This window comes from Agromyces sp. GXS1127 (genome assembly GCF_050565425.1).
In the GTDB taxonomy this organism is placed as follows: Bacteria; Actinomycetota; Actinomycetes; order Actinomycetales; family Microbacteriaceae; genus Agromyces.
In genome coordinates this window covers 335178-350551 of sequence record NZ_JBOCIG010000002.1, presented here as the reverse complement: position 1 = coordinate 350551, position 15374 = coordinate 335178, and the positions used below count along the sequence as shown (strand labels likewise).

Here is a 15374-nt window from a genome sequence, read left to right as displayed (position 1 = left end):
ACCGGACGGCCCATCCCGCCGCCCGGGGTTGCGCCGAAGCCGTAGCGTGATCGTGATATGCGCAGGCGGCTCGCACGATCCGCACGCCGTGCGCTCCACGTGAATTCGCTGTGACAGGTCCGCGGCTGCGGGCCGGGTGGTTGGTAGGTTGTCGTGGTGACTTCCGTTTCGCGATCAGGTCCTGACGACGAGACTCCCGAAGGCACGGGCACGGGGGTGTCCGCTCGTCGGGGGGAATCCGTCGCGTCCGACGAGGGGCGTGGCGCATCGGGTCGCGCCGCCGCGAAGCGAACGGGCCGGGTGACGGCGGCCGAGTCCGCGGCCGCACGTACGAGTGCCGCGAAGGCGTCGGCGTCCAGGTCGGCCGCCGCGAAGTCGTCGAGGACGACCGACAAGTCCGCGGCGACGCGTTCGACGGCGGCGAAGCGCGCCTCCGCCGCTCGGGCGAGCACGGCTGCCGACGAGGCGGTCGAGACGACCGCCGCCGAGCCCGCGAAGGCTCCGGCGAAGCGGAGCTCCTCGGCCCGACGGCCGGCCGCATCCTCTGGCAGCGCGAAGCGGCCCGCCTCGGCGGCCGCGGCGAAGCGCGCCTCGGCTCGCACGGCGTCGACGAAGGGCGCGTCCGCGTCGTCGGGTGCGGCGGAGCCGTCCGAGGCGACCGCCGCACCGACGGATGCGCCCACGCCCGCGCCGGCGTCGAAGCGCGCCGCAGACGCGCGCGCCGAGACCGCGAGCACCTCCGCGGAGCGCGGCCGGTCGGCGAAGTCGGCTCGGGCGGCGTCCGCCGCGGCGGCGCGCACGCGCGCCGCCGAAGCCCGCACGGCCGCGGCATCCGCCCGCCAGCGGGTGGCCGCGTCGGTCACGACCGACACGACCGAGGCCGAGCCCCGGTCACGGCGGGCGACCGGCCCGGTCGAACCGATCGGCAGCGAGCCGGTGACAGAGGTCCCCGAGGCCGCGCCCGCGTCCGAGTCCCCGAACGAGGTCGTGGAGGCGGCGGACGTCGCCGCGGCGGAGGTCACGCGGACGTGGCATCCCGGTGGACCGGACGATGCGTCGGCGACGGAGGAGGCGGCGGCCGAGCCCCCCGCCGAGGAGGCCGCTCCGGAGGCCGGAGCGGACGGCGTCGCCGACGAGCCGGACACCGTGACCGTCGTCGAGCGCGAGCGCGAGCGCGAGCGCGAGCGCGAGCCCGAGCCGGAGGCCGGGCCGAGTGCCGACGCCGTCGTCGACGAGCCCGGGACCGCGACGGTCGTCGAGCCGGAGCCGGTCGTCGAGACTGAGCCGGTCGTCGAGACTGAGCCGGTGGTCGAGACTGAGCCGGTCGTCGAGCCCGAACCGCTCGCGGCAGCGGAGCCGCTCGTCGAGTCCCGGCCGGAGCCGCAGGCCGAGGCCGACGGCGACCAGCCGGGCGAGCGCGGCGTGGCGGTGATCCCGCTCGGCGTCACCGCTGCCGCCGCCACGGCGAAGCCGGCGCCCAGGAAGAAGCGCACGATCCGCGTCGCCCGTGACGCGCCCCCGGCCGACGCCCCGACGGTGCTCTCGATCGACGGGCTCGTCAAGCGCTTCGGCGACACCACCGCGGTCGACGCGATCAGCCTCGGCATCCGCGCGGGCTCGTTCTTCGGCATCGTCGGCCCGAACGGCGCGGGGAAGACCACGACGCTCTCGATGATCACCGGGCTCCTGCGGCCCGACGGCGGCTCGGTGCACGTCAACGGCATCGACGTCTGGAAGCAGACGCGGTCGGCCAAGCGCATCATCGGCGTGCTCCCCGACCGGTTGCGGCTCTTCGACCGGCTCACCGGGTCCGAGATGCTCTACTACGCCGGCTCGCTGCGCGGCCTCGACCACCGCACGGTGCTCGAGCGCAGCGCCGACCTCGCCGACGCGTTCGGCCTCGAGGACGCCCTCGACCGGCTCGTCGCCGACTACTCGGCCGGCATGACGAAGAAGATCGCGCTCGCCTGCGCGATGATCCACTCGCCCCGCGTGCTCGTCCTCGACGAGCCGTTCGAATCGGTCGACCCGGTGTCGGCGGCGAACCTGACCGACATCCTCGAGCGCTACGTGGCCGGGGGCGGCACCGTGCTGCTCTCGAGCCACAGCATGGACCTCATCGAGCGGGTGTGCGACTCGGCGGCGATCATCGTGGGCGGGCGGGTCCTGGCATCCGGCACCCTCGACGAGGTGCGCCGCGGCGACACCCTCGAGGACCGGTTCGTCGAGCTCGCGGGCGGACGCAAGGCAGCGGAGGGCATGGAATGGTTGCACAGCTTCTCCGACTGAAGCTGCGGCTGCTCGGGAACATCTTCAAGCGGAGTGCGTGGCAGGTCGTCGGCCTGTCGGTGGCGATCGTCTACGGGCTCGGCATCTCGGCGCTGCTGTTCCTGACGCTCGTGGGCCTGCGCTCCGTCGAGGACGTCGCGCTCGTGCGCGATGTGCTCGTGGTGGGCGGCGCCGCGACGGTCGTCGGGTTCCTCGTCGTGCCGCTCGTGTTCGGCGTCGACGACACGATGGATCCGAGGCGCTTCGCCCTGTTCGGCATCCCCGACCGCACGATCGCGCTCGGCCTCGCGCTGTCGGCCGTGATCGGCGTTCCGGCCGTCGCCCTCGCGATCGTGCTCACGGGCACCGTCGTCACCTGGTCGCGGGGATTCGGGACGACCGTGTTCGCGATCCTCGGCGCGCTGCTCGGGTTCGCCACGTGCCTGCTCGGGGCTCGGCTCATGGCCGGCGTCGCCGGCCTGCTCCTCGAGACGCGTCGGGCGCGGGATGTCGGGACGGTGCTCGGGGTGCTCTTCGTCGTGATGCTCGCCCCGATCGCGGTCGCCCTGACGACGGTGGACTGGGCGGCCTCGGGCCGCACCGCGATCGCCGCAGTCGCCGCCGCGCTCTCGTGGACGCCGCTCGGCGCCGCGTTCGCCGTGCCCGGCGAGGCCGCCGCCGGCGCGTGGGGCCTCGCCGTCCTGAAGCTGCTGATCGCGGCTGGGAGCGTCTGGCTCGGCTGGCTCGCCTGGCGGACACTGGTCGCCAAGATGCTCGTGACGCCCGGACGCGAGGCGAGCCCCCGCAGCTACCACGGCCTCGGCTGGTTCGGGCGGACGACCTCGGGACCGACCGGTGCGATCGCCGCCCGCAGCACCACGTACTGGTTCCGCGACTCCCGCTACTGGGTGTCGCTCCTGATGGTGCCGATCACCCCGATCCTGGTGATGCTGCCGCTCGGCATCGCGGGCGTGCCGTCGATGTACCTCGGGCTGATCCCGGTGCCGCTCGTGTGCCTGCTCCTCGGCTGGAGCCTGCACAACGACACCGCGTACGACAACACCGCCATCTGGCTGCACGTCGCCTCGGGGGTCCGGGGCGCCGCCGACCGGTTCGGCCGGCTCGTGCCGGTGCTCGTCGCCGGCATCCTCGTGATCGGCCTCGGCAGCGCCGTGACCGTGTTCGTGCTCGACGACTGGCGCCTGCTGCCGTCGCTGCTCGGCGTGAGCACCGCGCTGCTGCTCGCCGGCCTCGGCATCGGGTCGATCACGTCGGCCGCGATGCCGTACCCGGTCGTCAAGCCGGGCGACAGCCCGTTCCAGCAGCCGCAGTCCACCGGGGCGCTGACCGCGCTCGTGCAGTCGATCACCATGTTCGGCTCGCTGCTGGTCGCGGCACCCGCGATCGGGTTCGCGGCGCTCGGCATCTTCGACGACTCGTCGTGGCACGCGGCCTCGCTCGCGGCCGGCGCCGGGCTCGGCGTGGTCGTGCTGGTCGTGGGCGTGCTGGCCGGCGGACGCGTGTTCGAGCGGCGGGGTCCCGAGATCGTCGCGGCGGCCGTCCGCGCCTGATCGCGGCGTAGACTTCTCGGCATGATCCGACCCGTGCACGCGAGCATCGCCGACCCCGACGCGCCCGGTGGCGGCACCTCGGTCCTCGACCGCGAGCTCGAGAAGCTGCTCGAGGACGAGCACATCGAACCCGGCGACCACGAACGGTTCTCGCACTACGTCAAGAAGGAGCAGATCCTCGAGTCGGCGATGACCGGAAAGCCGGTTCGTGCGCTGTGCGGCAAGAAGTGGACCCCGGGGCGCGACCCGGAGAAGTTCCCGGTCTGCCCCGCGTGCAAGGAGATCTACGAGCGGATGAAGAAGGGCTGACGGCCCCGCATCCTCCGCGCGCGCACCCGAGCGGTGGCGCGGGGGACGCTCAGCGGTACGTCGTCGGGATCACCGGTTCGCCGCGGCCGAGCCGGAAGGCCTCGATCGGCAGCTCCTGCATGACCTCGGCGCGATGCGCCCGCGCGGCCTCGACGCCCGCGTGACCCGTGAACGCGGCATCCGCTCGCCCCTCGTGCATGAGCCGCACCATGAGGGGGCGCAGTTCGTCGCCGGCGGTGAACTCGTCCTCGCCGGCGGGTCCGTCGCCGATGAACACGAGCTCCTCGCGCGCGGTGCGCGTCGAGTCGATGCGGCGCGCCGCGTTCTTGCGACCGCCGACGCTGGACTTCTTCGTGGAGGCCTTCGCGACGCTCACCCATTCGCCGTCGTCGCCGCGTCGTGCGACGAGCTTGTAGACCATGCCGGCGGCGGGGGAGCCCGATCCGGTCACGACCGAGGTGCCGACGCCGTAGGCGTCGACGGGCGCGCTCGCGAGCGCGGCGATCGCGTGCTCGTCGAGGTCGCTGGTCACCGTGATGCGCGTGGAGACCGCGCCCAGACCGTCGAGCTGCTCGCGCACCGCGGCCGCGACCGTCGGCAGGTCACCCGAGTCGATGCGCACCGCCCCGAGCTCCGTGCCGGCCACGCGGACCGCCGTCTCGACGCCGGTGGGGATGTCGTAGGTGTCGATGAGAAGCGTGGTGCCGGGACCCATCGCCTCGACCTGCGCGCGGAACGCGTCCTCCTCGCTGTCGTGCAGCAGCGTGAAGGCGTGCGCCGCGGTGCCCATGGTCGGGATGCCCCAACTGCGACCGGCTTCGAGGTTGCTGGTGGCATCGAAACCGGCGATGTAGGCCGCGCGTGCCGCGGCGACGGCCGAGCCCTCGTTGGTGCGGCGCGAGCCCATCTCGGCGATCGGCCGGCCGAGCGCCACCGAGACCATGCGCGCGGCGGCGCTCGCGACCGACGAGTCGTAGTTCAGCACCGAGAGGACGAGCGTCTCGAGCATGACCGCCTCGGCGAAGGGCGCCTGGATGGTGATCAGCGGCGAGCCCGGGAAGTAGGCCTCGCCCTCGCGATAGCCCCAGAGGTCGCCGTGGAAGCGGTAATCGGCGAGCCAGTCGAGGGTCTCGGAACGCACGACGCGCTGCTCGCGGAGGAACTCGAGCTCGGCGTCCTCGAACCGGAACCGCTCGATGAGCTCGAGCAGCCGGCCCGTGCCGGCGACGATGCCGTAGCGGCGGCCGTCGGGCAGGCGCCTCGCGAACGCCTCGAACAGGCTCTCGCGGTGGGCGGTGCCGTCGAGCAGCGCGGCGTCCACCATCGTGAGCTCGTAGCGGTCGGTGAGCAGCGCAGCAGACCCGGTCACCCGGCCAGCCTAGTGCGCGGGGTCAGGATGCCGCGGCGGCGCCCGCCGCGCGCGGCTGATCTAGGCTGGTGGCTCGTGAGTGATGCACCGATCGGGATCTTCGACTCGGGGGTCGGCGGCCTCACCGTCGCCCGCGCGGTGCGCGACCAGCTCCCCAACGAGTCGATCCTCTACGTCGGCGACCTCGAGCACTCGCCCTACGGGCCGAAGCCGATCGCCGACGTGCGACGCTACGCGCTCGCCGTGCTCGACGACCTCGTCGCGCAGGGCGTCAAGATGCTCGTCATCGCGTGCAACACCGCCTCGTCGGCGATGCTGCGCGACGCGCGCGAGCGCTACGACGTGCCCGTCGTGGAGGTCATCCAGCCCGCGGTGCGGCGCGCGGTCGCCACCACGCGCACGGGGCGCGTCGGCGTGATCGGCACCGCCGGGACCGTGCAATCGCGCGCGTACGACGACGCGTTCGCGGCCGCCCCGCACCTCGAGCTGTCGTCGGCCGCGTGCCCGCGCTTCGTCGAGTTCGTCGAGTCGGGCGTCACGACCGGGCCCGAGGTGCTCGCGGTCGCCGAGGAGTACCTCGCGCCGCTTCGCGCCGCGGGCGTCGACACGCTCGTGCTCGGCTGCACGCACTACCCGTTCCTGAAGGGCGCCATATCGTACGTCATGGGGGAGGGCGTGAGCCTCGTCTCGAGCGACGTCGAGACCGCGAACGACGTCTACCGCGTGCTCGTCTCGCAGGGGCTCGAGCGCCGTTCGCCCGAACCGCCCGTGCACCGCTTCGAGGCGACGGGCGGCTCGAGCGCCGCGTTCCTCGACCTCGCGCATCGCCTCATCGGCCCCGAGATCTCGCAGGTCGAGCTCGTGCAGACCGGCGTGCTCACGCTTCCGGCCGCGCCCGCGGCATCCGTCACCGACAGGAGACCCCAGTGACCGAGACCCCCGACCTCGTGCGTGCCGACGGCCGCACCCCCGACGCGCTCCGCGACGTCGTCATCGAACGCGGCTGGAGCGCGCACGCCGAGGGCAGCGCGCTCATCTCGTTCGGGAACACCAAGGTGCTCTGCACCGCGAGCTTCACGAACGGCGTGCCGCGCTGGATGACCGGCAAGGGCAAGGGCTGGGTCACGGCCGAGTACGCGATGCTGCCTCGGTCGACCAACACGCGCAACGACCGCGAGTCGGTCAAGGGCCGCATCGGCGGCCGCACGCACGAGATCAGCCGGCTCATCGGACGGAGCCTCCGCGCCGTGGTCGACATGAAGTCGCTCGGCGAGAACACCATCCAGATCGACTGCGACGTGCTGCAGGCCGACGGCGGCACGCGCACCGCGGCCATCACGGGCGCCTACGTCGCGCTCGCCGACGCGATCGAGTGGGCGCGCGGGAGGAAGTTCATCGCGCAGAAGGCCACCCCGCTCATCGACACCGTCTCGGCGGTCTCGGTCGGCATCATCGACGGCACGCCGATGCTCGACCTCGCCTACGTCGAGGACGTGCGTGCAGAGACCGACATGAACGTCGTCGCGACCGGCCGCGGCCTCTTCGTCGAGGTGCAGGGCACCGCCGAGGGCGCACCGTTCGACCGGCGCGAGCTCGACCAGCTGCTCGACCTCGCGCTCGCCGGCACGACCGAGCTCGCCGGCATCCAGCGGCACGCGCTCGAGGCGCAGCTCGGCGCGGCGGGCGCGAGCGCGGGCGCAGCGGGCGCCGCGGGCTGATCGAGGGCCGACGGATGCCGCAGCCGCTCGAGGTCGTCCTCGCCACGCACAACGCGCACAAGGTCGCCGAGTTCCAGCACATCCTCGGCGACGCCCTCCCCGGGCTCACCGTGCTGCCGTACGCCGGGCCGGAGCCCGTCGAGGACGGCACGTCGTTCGACGAGAACGCGTTCATCAAGGCCCGCGCCGCGGCATCCCACACCGGGCGCATCGCGCTCGCCGACGACTCGGGGATCGCCGTCGACGTCATGGGCGGCTCGCCCGGGATCTTCTCGGCGCGCTGGGCGGGGCCGGGGCGTGGCGCGGAGGCGAACCTCGAGCTGCTGCTCGCGCAGCTCGGCGACATCCGCGATCCGCACCGGACCGCGCACTTCCACTGCACGATCGCGCTGGTGGTGCCGGATGCCGCGGGCGGCGAGCCGCACGAGTTCGCCGCCGTCGGCACGTGGCCCGGGCGCATCGCGACCGAGCGCGCGGGCGCCAACGGCTTCGGGTACGACCCGATCTTCCTGCCCGACGGCTTCGACGTGTCCGCCGCCGAGCTGACGCCCGAGGTCAAGAACGCGCACAGCCATCGCGCGCGGGCGTTCCGGGCACTCCTGCCCGAGCTGGAGCGCGTCGCGCGGTTCGGCTGAGAACGGGTCTCGTTCCCATCAGCGGCGAGCCGCGGCATCCGTGCCTACGCTTGAGGGGATGGGACACTCGCACGACCACGCCGCCGACGCGAACGCCGCCGGCCGCCGACGACTCGGGATCGCGATCGCGATCATCGCGTCGTTCGTCGTCGTGCAGGTCGTCGGCGGGCTGCTGACGGGTTCCCTCGCGCTGCTGGCGGACGCCGGGCATATGACGAGCGACCTGCTCGGGCTCGTCGTCGCGCTGGGCGCGGCGATCGTCGCCGCCCGTCCCGCGAACGACCGGCAGACCTACGGGTTCCGGCGGTTCGAGGTGTTCGGTGCGCTCTTCAACGGCGTGCTGCTCGTCGTCGTCGCGGTCGCGGTGACCGCGAGCGCCATCGGCCGGCTCGCCTCGGGCGCGACGGGTGAGGCCCACGAGGTCGCGGGCGGACCGATGCTCGTCATCGCGATCGTCGGGCTCCTGGCCAACGTGGCGGCACTGCTCGTGCTGCGCGGCGGGGCGTCGCAGTCGATCAACCTGCGCGGCGCCTACCTCGAGGTGCTCGGCGACACGATCGGGTCGGTGCTCGTCATCGTCGCCGCCGTCGTGATCCTCGTCACGGGCTGGGATGCGGCCGATCCGATCGCGTCGCTCGGCATCGCCGCCCTGGTCGTGCCCCGCGCGCTCATGCTCCTGCGCGACGTCATGCGGGTGCTCAGCCAGTCCGTTCCGGCCGAGACGGATGTCGCGGAGATCCGCGACCACATCCTCGGCACCGCCGGCGTGGTCGCCGTGCACGACGTGCACGTGTGGGCGATCACGACCGGTGCGCACGTCTTCAGCGCGCATGTCGAGGTCGAGCCGGCGGTGTTCGCCGAGGGGCGGGTCGGCGCCCTGCTCGACGAGTTGGGCGGATGCCTCGACGAGCACTTCGACGTCGAGCACTCGACCTTCCAGCTCGAGCCGTCCGGTCGCGGCCGCCGCGAGTCGGCGACCCACGCCTGAACTCCCTGGCCCGCCCTTGACGCGCGTCGGGTCCGGATGTATCGTGACGCGATATACCGTAGTTCGATATATCGATCCGATCGAGGAGCCCATGACCGCCGAGACCCAGCCGAAGGACCTGCTCCCGCTGACGGAGCCGGTCTTCCACATCCTGCTGTCGCTCGCCGACGAGGAGCGCCACGGGTACGGCATCATGCGCGAGGTGCGGGAGCGCACCGAGGGATCGGTCGTGCTCGCGCCCGGCACCCTCTACGGCGCGATCAAGCGCCTCCGCTCGCTCGGGCTCATCGAGGAGGCGGCGACCCGGGTCGACCCCGAACTCGACGACGAGCGGCGCAAGTACTACCGCATCACCGGCCTCGGCGCGCGCGTCGCGGCCGCCGAGGCCGCGCGCGTCGCGGCGCTGGCCCGCCAGGCGGCGCTCAAGCGCCTGCTCACGGGGTGGGGTGAGATCTGATGTCCGCGCCGGGCATCGAGGGCCGCCTCTTCGGCGCGGCGATGCTCATGCTGCCCGGCGAGTTCCGCGCCGAGTACGGGGAGGAGATCCGGGTCCTCGCCCGCGACACCGTCCGTGAGGCGCGGGCGCAGGGCGCCTCGTCGGCTCGGTCGGCACGGGCGCGGATCGTCCTCGACCTGATGCTCGCAGCCATGCGGGAACACGCACGGAAGGAGTCCGTCATGCACGTCAACCTCTCCGGCCTCGGCGCCGGCATCGCCACCGCGATCGGGCTGCCCATGATCGTCGCGAGCTACTCGAGCTACGGATTCTGGGGTCTCGTCCGGCAGACCGGTGCGGTCGTCGGGTTCGATTCGAGCGATGTCTTCGTGCATCCGACGATCGTCCTCGTCGGCGCACTGCTCACCGCGATCGGGCTCCTCGCGCTCGTGCATCGGCTCTCCGCCGCCTCGGCGGCGATGGCGTCGACGCTGCGCACCGGAGCCGTGGCCGCCAGTGCGATGCTCGGCCTCGGTGGTCTCGCCATGTTCTCCTACGCCATGCCGACGGTCTCGGGCTGGCGCGGGGCGTTCGACCTCGTCGGCGGCATCCTCGTCGGCGCCGGCTTCCTCGGAATCCTGGCCGTGCTCATCGCGTCGGGGGTCATCGCCATGCGGTCGCACGCGCTCGGCGCGCTGAGCTTCACGCCCCTCGCCGTCGCGGGCAGCCTCGTGCTGCTGGTGGGCGTCGCACTCCTCGGCTTCGCCACCGGCATGCAGATGGAGGTGTTCCTCCGCGGACCGGCGATGGTGATCGCGGTGTGGCTCGTCCCGGCGACGTCGGTCCTCCTGGGCGCCGGGCTCGCGCTGACGCCGAGCCCATCGGGGGTGCGGTCCCGGCGGAGCGAGCCCCGCCCCGCCTGACCGCCTCGTCGTCGCCACGACGGCACTCGCACGGCGCACGGCGCCGGCCGGGACCGTGCGGGCCCCGGCCGGCGCACGGCGCCGACCGGGACCGTGCGGGCCCCGGCCGGCGCGCGGCATCCGCCGGCTCAGCAGGACAGCGACGGGTTGAACGGCGCGTACAGGCCGCTCGGGTTGTGCTTGCCCGTCCAGACGTGCAGGTCGTAGTGCACGGGCATCTCCGGATCGTGGCCGGGCATGGGACCGTCGAACGCGACGGACCCGAACATCGGCGTCGGCTGCCCGACATCCGGCTCGAAGAACTCGACGCCCCACAGTTCGAGCTCGCCCGAGGCGGACGGCCCGTACAGCAGCACGGGCGGCCGGGTCGGGTCGACCGGGGCGCCGGGCGCGATGAGTGCCGGGTTGATGAAGTGGATGCCCATGGCGCCGGCGGGACTGCTCGAGCACTCGTGGGTGTCGAGGTAGCCCTCGGCGAGGGCGACGTCGACGTCGTGGAACCGCGCGGTCGCCGCGCGCACCTGGGCGACCAGGGCGGCCCGGGTCGCGTGGTCGGGTCGGTCGGGCTCGCCCGACGGCGCAGCCTGTGCGGGCAGGGTCGGGACGGCGACGGCGACGGCGAGGGCGGCGAGTGCGCCGGCAGCCGCGAGACGGCGGATGGACATGGTGGTGATCTCCTTCGGTTCGGTGGGGTGGGTCGTGTCGGTGGTGGTCATCGGCGGTCGCCGATCGGGTGGGAGGCGGCGAAGACGCCGTCGGGGTCGACGGTGCGGTGCACCTCGACGAGTCGTGCCCAGGCGTCGGCGTCGAACCCGGTGGCGACGTCGATCCCGCGGTCGGCGAAGTTGAGGAACGCGCTGCCGTTGGCCCAGGGGGCGAGCGCGGCAGCGACCGAGCTCGTGACCGATTCGCCGATCGCCGCCATCTCGAGCGTCGGGGCCGGCGAGAGGGCGAACAGCGCGTAGGCGCCGTCGAGGCGTGCGAGCGCGCCCTCGCCGGGCCGCGCGAGGGCACCGCCCAGGTGGCGGAGCTCGGCGCAGATCAGCGGGATCTCCACGTCGGCGCCGGCGACCGCGACGAGCGCGTTGATCGCGTCGTCAGGCAGGTCGGCCAGCATCGCGTGGTCGCTCACCGAGGGAACCGGACCGGGCGGGTCCATGTGCACGTCGACGAGCCCCGCGGCGGGCATGCGCGCGAACGTGTCGACCTCGGGTGCGAGGGCGCGGAGCGGGGCGAGCAGCTCCGCCGCGCGGTCGTCGTCCTCGAGGATCGCGCCGTCGATGACGACGAGGCTCCGGCCGCTGAGGAGCGGCGGCATCGCCGGGTCGGGCGGGAACCGCAGGAACCGAAGCGACGTGGTCGCCGACTCCGGCGCCGCCGCCGTCCAGCGCGCCCACGCGCGGGTCACGTCAAGGGCACGCGAGAGGTCCCAGAGCAGCATGCCGGCGACCACCTCGGGCACGGGGATCAGGTCGATCTCGACGGCGACGACGACGCCGAAGTTGCCGCCACCTCCGCCCCGCAGGGCCCAGAACAGGTCGGGGTGGTCGTCGGCGCTCGCGCGGACGAGCGTGCCGTCGGCGGTCACGAGCTCGACCGCCCGCACGTGCGACGACGCGAGTCCGTGCGCACGCCCGTAGAACGAGAGTCCGCCGCCGAGCGCGTATCCGGCCACCGCGACGTCGCCCGCGCTGCCGTGCAGCGCGGCGAGACCGTGCGGTGCGGCCGCCTCGACGACGTCGCGCCACAGCGTGCCGCCGAGCACGCGCGCCGTCCGGGTCGCGGGGTCGACGGTCACGCCGGTCAGCTCGTGCAGGCGCAGGAGCACGACATCGTCGAGCGAGCCGGCCGCGAGCGCGGCGGCACCGTGGCCGGTGCTCTGCGGCGCGACTCGCAGCCCGAGTGCGGCCGCCGCGGCGACGATCCGGGCGACCTCGTCGGCGTCGCGCGGAACCGCGACGGCGGCGGGCCGCTGGAGGATGGCGAGGTTCCACGGCACGGTCGCCGCCTCGAAGCCGGGATCGCCCGGCAGGAGCACGGTCCCGAGGCCGCGGAGCGCGGCGGTGTCGGTGAGTGAGGGGGTCATGTCGGAGTCCTTCGATTCAGGAGTGCGGGGTGGTGATCGCCACGTCGGCCGCAAGGCGCACGAGCATTCCCGGGGCCTCGGGCGGCGTGGCGGAGACCCAGGCCACGATCGGCGTCGTCGGACCGGAGCGGAATCGCTCGAGCACGAGCTCGACCAGTTCCGAGGCCGCGGCCGGCTGCGTCGCGTGGATGCGCACCTGCGTCACCGCGCCGAGCCCCAGGCCGCGCTCGACGAGCGCCGTCTCGAGCCGGACGAGTGACAGGCACAGCTGCGCGGTCGCGTCGTCGGCGTGCATCAGCACGCCGCGGTCGTCGACGGACCGGGTCTCGATGGTCGTGGTGGTGGTCACGCCGGACATCGTGCGCAGCGGGGCCGGGTGTGCGGTATCCCGAGCGGTCGGGGAATCCGCGACCCCGGCCGGGTGGCTCCCGCGACCCCCAGCGATCTGGGATACCGGTCCGGTCCGTCGAGGCGCATACTGAACGCGTGATCTCCCGGCTGACCGGCGCCCGCGTGCGGGGCGACCTCGACGTGCTCTCGCGCGCCGGGCTGGACCTCGACGACTTCATCGGCGAGGCGACGGACTCGGTGCTGCGCGCCGTTCCGTGGGTCGGCGCCTGCGTCGGAACCCACGATCCGGCGACGATGATGCTGACGAGCGCCCGCAAGTACGGGGCGCTGAAGGCGCACAACGAGCACGATCGGCTCTTCGGGATCATCGAGTACGGCTCGGAGGAGCCCACGTCGTTCCGGTCGCTCGCGGTCGGCGACCGCCTCGCGATCGGCATGCACGCGACCGACGACGCCCGGGCCGACGATTCCGAGCGGATGTCGCGGCTCATGACGCCCGTCTACGGATTCGCCGACGAGGCCCGACTGCTCTTCCGCGACGGCACGGCCGTCTGGGGCTGCCTCGCGATGTTCCGCGGCCCCGACGACCCCGCGTTCACGACCGACGAGGTCGAGTTCCTCGGCTCGCTGTCCGAGTCGTTCGCGCGCGGCGTGCGCTCCGGCATCCTGACCCGGCTCGCGCACGACGTCGTCGGCGATGAGACCGGAGGCCCCGCGGTCGTCATCGTCGACGCGCACGACGAGGTCGCGCAGATCAGCATCGGTGCGGAGGAGCGGCTCGAGCAGCTGCGCGGCAACGCGCACGGCGGCGACCCGCTCAGCCTCGTCACCTCGCTCGTGGGCGCGGCACGACGCACGCTCGCCGATCCGGCGTCGCCGCCGGCGCGTGCGCGCGTCCGTACCGGGTCCGGCATCTGGCTGCTGCTGCACGCCTCGCCGCTGCGCGGCGCCACGGGTGCCACGGGCGACGTCGTCGTGACCATCGAGGAGGCGCGACCGCCCGAGATCGTCTCGCTCGTGGTCGCCGCGTTCGGGCTCACCCCGCGCGAGCGCGACGTCACGCGCCTCGTGCTCCAGGGCGTCGAGACGAAGGAGATCGCCACGACGCTGCACGTGTCGGCCTACACCGTGCAGGACCACCTCAAGGCGGTCTTCGACAAGGCCGGCGTGCGCAGCCGTCGCGAGCTCATCTCGCGGGTCTACTTCGACCAGTACGTGCCGCGCATGGGGGAGACCGTCGGCGCGACGGGGTGGTTCACGGGCTGAACACCGGCCGGGCGCGCGTCTGCGCCCCGAGGCATCCGCTCGACGTCAGCGCCCGTCGTGCGGCGGCCGCTCGTCGCCGTGCTGGTCGCCGTGGTGCGGGCGGTCGCCGTCGAGGTGCGGCGGGCGGTCGAACACGTCGGGGTCGAGCACGAGCTCCTCGGCCTCATCCTCGTCGGTCACCACGTCTTCCCCGGCGGCTTCGGCCCTCTTCGCCTTGCGGCGCTCGCTGAAGTAGTGCCACGCGGTGATGAGCGCGGTGCCGCCGACCGCGACGAGGAGGATCAGGTCGATGTACTCGCGCACGAGGTAGGCGATCGGCGGGATGAAGCTCACCGCGTAGCCGAACATCGTCAGGCCGAAGCCCCACAGCACCGCGCCGATGAAGTTGTAGAGCGTGTACTTGCCGCGGTTCATGTGGCCGACGCCCGCGGCGACCGGCGCGAACGTGCGCACGATCGGCACGAAGCGGGCGAGGATGATCGTGAGCCCGCCGAACCGCTCGAAGAACGCGTTCGTGCGTTCGACGTTCTTGACGCTGAAGAGCCCGCTCTCCTTGCGTTCGAACACCCTCGGCCCGCCGCGATGGCCGATCTCGTAGCCGACCTCGCCGCCGACGAACGCCGACAGCCCGATGAGCAGGGCGACGATCCAAACCGAGACGCCGAACACGCCCGCGGGCGGCACCAGCTCGGGGTTCGACAGCAGGCCAGAGATGACGAGCAGCGTGTCGCCCGGCAGCAGGAACCCGACGAGCAGGCCCGTCTCGGCGAAGACGATGAAGCAGACCACCAGGAGCGCCCATGGTCCGGCGCCCTGGATGATCGTCTCGGGGTCGAGCCACGGGATGAGCGCGGTGTGGATCACGGCGTGGTGCTCCTGTCGTCGGACGCGGTGACGGCCGGTCCCGGTCGGCTGGGGTGTCCGTGCAGTCTACCGAGCGGATGCCTCGCGGCCATGGGGGCGGCCCCCGAATCCGCCCTGAGGATGACGGGCCGGAAGGCGCCCGCCACGCGGCATCCGCTCGCCGCTCAGTCGACGCGCCGGAAGCGCGGAACGTGTTCGCCGTGGACCTCGACCTGCTCGCCGAACATGTCGGCCGGTCGCACCCAGACGCCGCGATCGCCGTAGAGCTGGCGGTAGACCACCACCTGCTCCTCCGTCTCGCTGTGCCTGGCGAGGGTGATGACCTCGTAGCGGGCGCCCGTGTAGTGCTCGTAGACGCCCGGCTCGATCATGCCCGCCATGCTACGGGACCACCGGCACGTGCTGCCGTGGGTGTACTGGCACATGATCCTGAAGGGGCGCGCCTGACGGGGCCTGCCTGGATGGGCGCGCCTGACCGGGCGCTCCAGTGCGGAAGGAGGGACTTGAACCCTCACGCCCGAAGGCACAGGAACCTAAATCCTGCGTGTCTGCCGATTTCACCACTCCCGCGAGTGCCCGCCCAGTCTAGG

Annotated in this window: 16 protein-coding genes and 1 tRNA gene; 10 read left to right on the top strand and 7 right to left on the bottom strand. The window is 73.1% G+C overall.

Annotation, left to right across the window (positions count from 1 at the left end; genetic code table 11):
- The first annotated feature begins 300 nt into the window (after positions 1-300).
- The 3 genes from ACQ393_RS04575 to ACQ393_RS04565 are packed head-to-tail and all read left to right on the top strand — an operon-like array spanning position 301 to position 4148.
- Complete coding sequence (locus tag ACQ393_RS04575) at positions 301-2289, top strand: ATP-binding cassette domain-containing protein (protein ID WP_430645633.1); 1989 nt, start codon at positions 301-303, stop codon at positions 2287-2289.
- Entirely contained in the window at positions 2265-3839 is a 1575-nt protein-coding gene (locus ACQ393_RS04570; protein WP_430645632.1) for a hypothetical protein, read from the top strand. Before ACQ393_RS04575 ends, ACQ393_RS04570 begins: the two co-directional genes overlap by 25 nt.
- 21 nt (positions 3840-3860) lie before the next feature.
- Positions 3861-4148, top strand: coding sequence for a DUF3039 domain-containing protein (locus ACQ393_RS04565; RefSeq protein ID WP_430645631.1), 288 nt, complete (start codon positions 3861-3863; stop codon positions 4146-4148).
- A 49-nt stretch (positions 4149-4197) separates the two neighbouring features.
- On the opposite strand, the gene ACQ393_RS04560 is transcribed toward ACQ393_RS04565, so the two are convergent.
- The gene (locus tag ACQ393_RS04560; RefSeq protein WP_430645630.1) at positions 4198-5517 is read right to left on the bottom strand and encodes a nicotinate phosphoribosyltransferase; all 1320 of its coding nucleotides are present in this window, start codon (positions 5515-5517) and stop codon (positions 4198-4200) included.
- 75 nt (positions 5518-5592) lie between these two features.
- Here ACQ393_RS04560 and murI point away from each other — a divergent pair, with 75 nt between their 5' ends.
- The 6 genes from murI to ACQ393_RS04530 all read left to right on the top strand — a co-directional run bounded on the left by murI (position 5593) and on the right by ACQ393_RS04530 (position 10217).
- Positions 5593-6447 (top strand): glutamate racemase, encoded by an 855-nt coding sequence (murI, locus tag ACQ393_RS04555; RefSeq protein WP_430645629.1) that lies wholly within the window; start codon positions 5593-5595, stop codon positions 6445-6447.
- Positions 6444-7235 (top strand): ribonuclease PH, encoded by a 792-nt coding sequence (gene rph, locus ACQ393_RS04550; protein ID WP_430645628.1) that lies wholly within the window; start codon positions 6444-6446, stop codon positions 7233-7235. The genes murI and rph overlap by 4 nt, the downstream gene beginning before the upstream one ends.
- A gap of 14 nt (positions 7236-7249) precedes the next feature.
- On the top strand, positions 7250-7870 hold the full coding sequence (rdgB, locus tag ACQ393_RS04545; protein ID WP_430645627.1) for an RdgB/HAM1 family non-canonical purine NTP pyrophosphatase: 621 nt from the start codon (positions 7250-7252) through the stop codon (positions 7868-7870).
- 58 nt (positions 7871-7928) lie between these two features.
- The gene (locus ACQ393_RS04540; protein ID WP_430645626.1) at positions 7929-8858 is read left to right on the top strand and encodes a cation diffusion facilitator family transporter; all 930 of its coding nucleotides are present in this window, start codon (positions 7929-7931) and stop codon (positions 8856-8858) included.
- 91 nt (positions 8859-8949) lie between these two features.
- Positions 8950-9315, top strand: coding sequence for a PadR family transcriptional regulator (locus tag ACQ393_RS04535; protein ID WP_430645625.1), 366 nt, complete (start codon positions 8950-8952; stop codon positions 9313-9315).
- Positions 9315-10217: a hypothetical protein gene (locus ACQ393_RS04530; protein WP_430645624.1), complete on the top strand. Its 903-nt coding sequence runs from the start codon at positions 9315-9317 to the stop codon at positions 10215-10217. The genes ACQ393_RS04535 and ACQ393_RS04530 overlap by 1 nt, the downstream gene beginning before the upstream one ends.
- Before the next feature lie 128 nt (positions 10218-10345).
- Here the strand turns inward: ACQ393_RS04530 and ACQ393_RS04525 are convergent, their stop codons facing one another.
- From ACQ393_RS04525 to ACQ393_RS04515, 3 genes are read right to left on the bottom strand one after another with little or no spacing between them, the layout of a single operon-like run.
- Positions 10346-10933: a hypothetical protein gene (locus tag ACQ393_RS04525; RefSeq protein WP_430645623.1), complete on the bottom strand. Its 588-nt coding sequence runs from the start codon at positions 10931-10933 to the stop codon at positions 10346-10348.
- Complete coding sequence (locus ACQ393_RS04520) at positions 10930-12303, bottom strand: FAD-binding oxidoreductase (RefSeq protein WP_430645622.1); 1374 nt, start codon at positions 12301-12303, stop codon at positions 10930-10932. Before ACQ393_RS04520 ends, ACQ393_RS04525 begins: the two co-directional genes overlap by 4 nt.
- Before the next feature lie 16 nt (positions 12304-12319).
- The gene (locus ACQ393_RS04515; protein ID WP_430645621.1) at positions 12320-12652 is read right to left on the bottom strand and encodes a hypothetical protein; all 333 of its coding nucleotides are present in this window, start codon (positions 12650-12652) and stop codon (positions 12320-12322) included.
- A gap of 137 nt (positions 12653-12789) precedes the next feature.
- Between ACQ393_RS04515 and ACQ393_RS04510 the strand changes: the two genes are divergently transcribed.
- Entirely contained in the window at positions 12790-13920 is a 1131-nt protein-coding gene (locus tag ACQ393_RS04510; protein WP_430645620.1) for a helix-turn-helix transcriptional regulator, read from the top strand.
- A gap of 45 nt (positions 13921-13965) precedes the next feature.
- Here ACQ393_RS04510 and ACQ393_RS04505 read toward each other — a convergent pair whose 3' ends face one another.
- From ACQ393_RS04505 to ACQ393_RS04495, 3 genes are all read right to left on the bottom strand, one after another.
- Positions 13966-14784, bottom strand: coding sequence for a DedA family protein (locus tag ACQ393_RS04505; RefSeq protein ID WP_430645619.1), 819 nt, complete (start codon positions 14782-14784; stop codon positions 13966-13968).
- A gap of 164 nt (positions 14785-14948) precedes the next feature.
- Positions 14949-15155, bottom strand: a complete 207-nt coding sequence (locus tag ACQ393_RS04500; RefSeq protein ID WP_430645618.1) for a DUF1653 domain-containing protein — start codon at positions 15153-15155, stop codon at positions 14949-14951.
- A gap of 117 nt (positions 15156-15272) precedes the next feature.
- Positions 15273-15354, bottom strand: a tRNA-Leu gene (locus ACQ393_RS04495).
- Positions 15355-15374 lie beyond the last annotated feature (20 nt).

What these genes read in the sequence shown, in the direction of transcription:
- ACQ393_RS04570 (WP_430645632.1), top strand. Translation starts at nt 2,265, where the DNA reads ATGGTTGCACAGCTTCTCCGACTGAAGCTGCGGCTGCTCGGGAACATC.
- ACQ393_RS04565 (WP_430645631.1), top strand. Translation starts at nt 3,861, where the DNA reads ATGATCCGACCCGTGCACGCGAGCATCGCCGACCCCGACGCGCCCGGT.
- rdgB (WP_430645627.1), top strand. Translation starts at nt 7,250, where the DNA reads ATGCCGCAGCCGCTCGAGGTCGTCCTCGCCACGCACAACGCGCACAAG.
- ACQ393_RS04540 (WP_430645626.1), top strand. Translation starts at nt 7,929, where the DNA reads ATGGGACACTCGCACGACCACGCCGCCGACGCGAACGCCGCCGGCCGC.
- ACQ393_RS04535 (WP_430645625.1), top strand. Translation starts at nt 8,950, where the DNA reads ATGACCGCCGAGACCCAGCCGAAGGACCTGCTCCCGCTGACGGAGCCG.
- ACQ393_RS04530 (WP_430645624.1), top strand. Translation starts at nt 9,315, where the DNA reads ATGTCCGCGCCGGGCATCGAGGGCCGCCTCTTCGGCGCGGCGATGCTC.
- ACQ393_RS04525 (WP_430645623.1), bottom strand. Translation starts at nt 10,933, where the DNA reads ATGACCACCACCGACACGACCCACCCCACCGAACCGAAGGAGATCACC.
- ACQ393_RS04520 (WP_430645622.1), bottom strand. Translation starts at nt 12,303, where the DNA reads ATGACCCCCTCACTCACCGACACCGCCGCGCTCCGCGGCCTCGGGACC.
- ACQ393_RS04500 (WP_430645618.1), bottom strand. Translation starts at nt 15,155, where the DNA reads ATGATCGAGCCGGGCGTCTACGAGCACTACACGGGCGCCCGCTACGAG.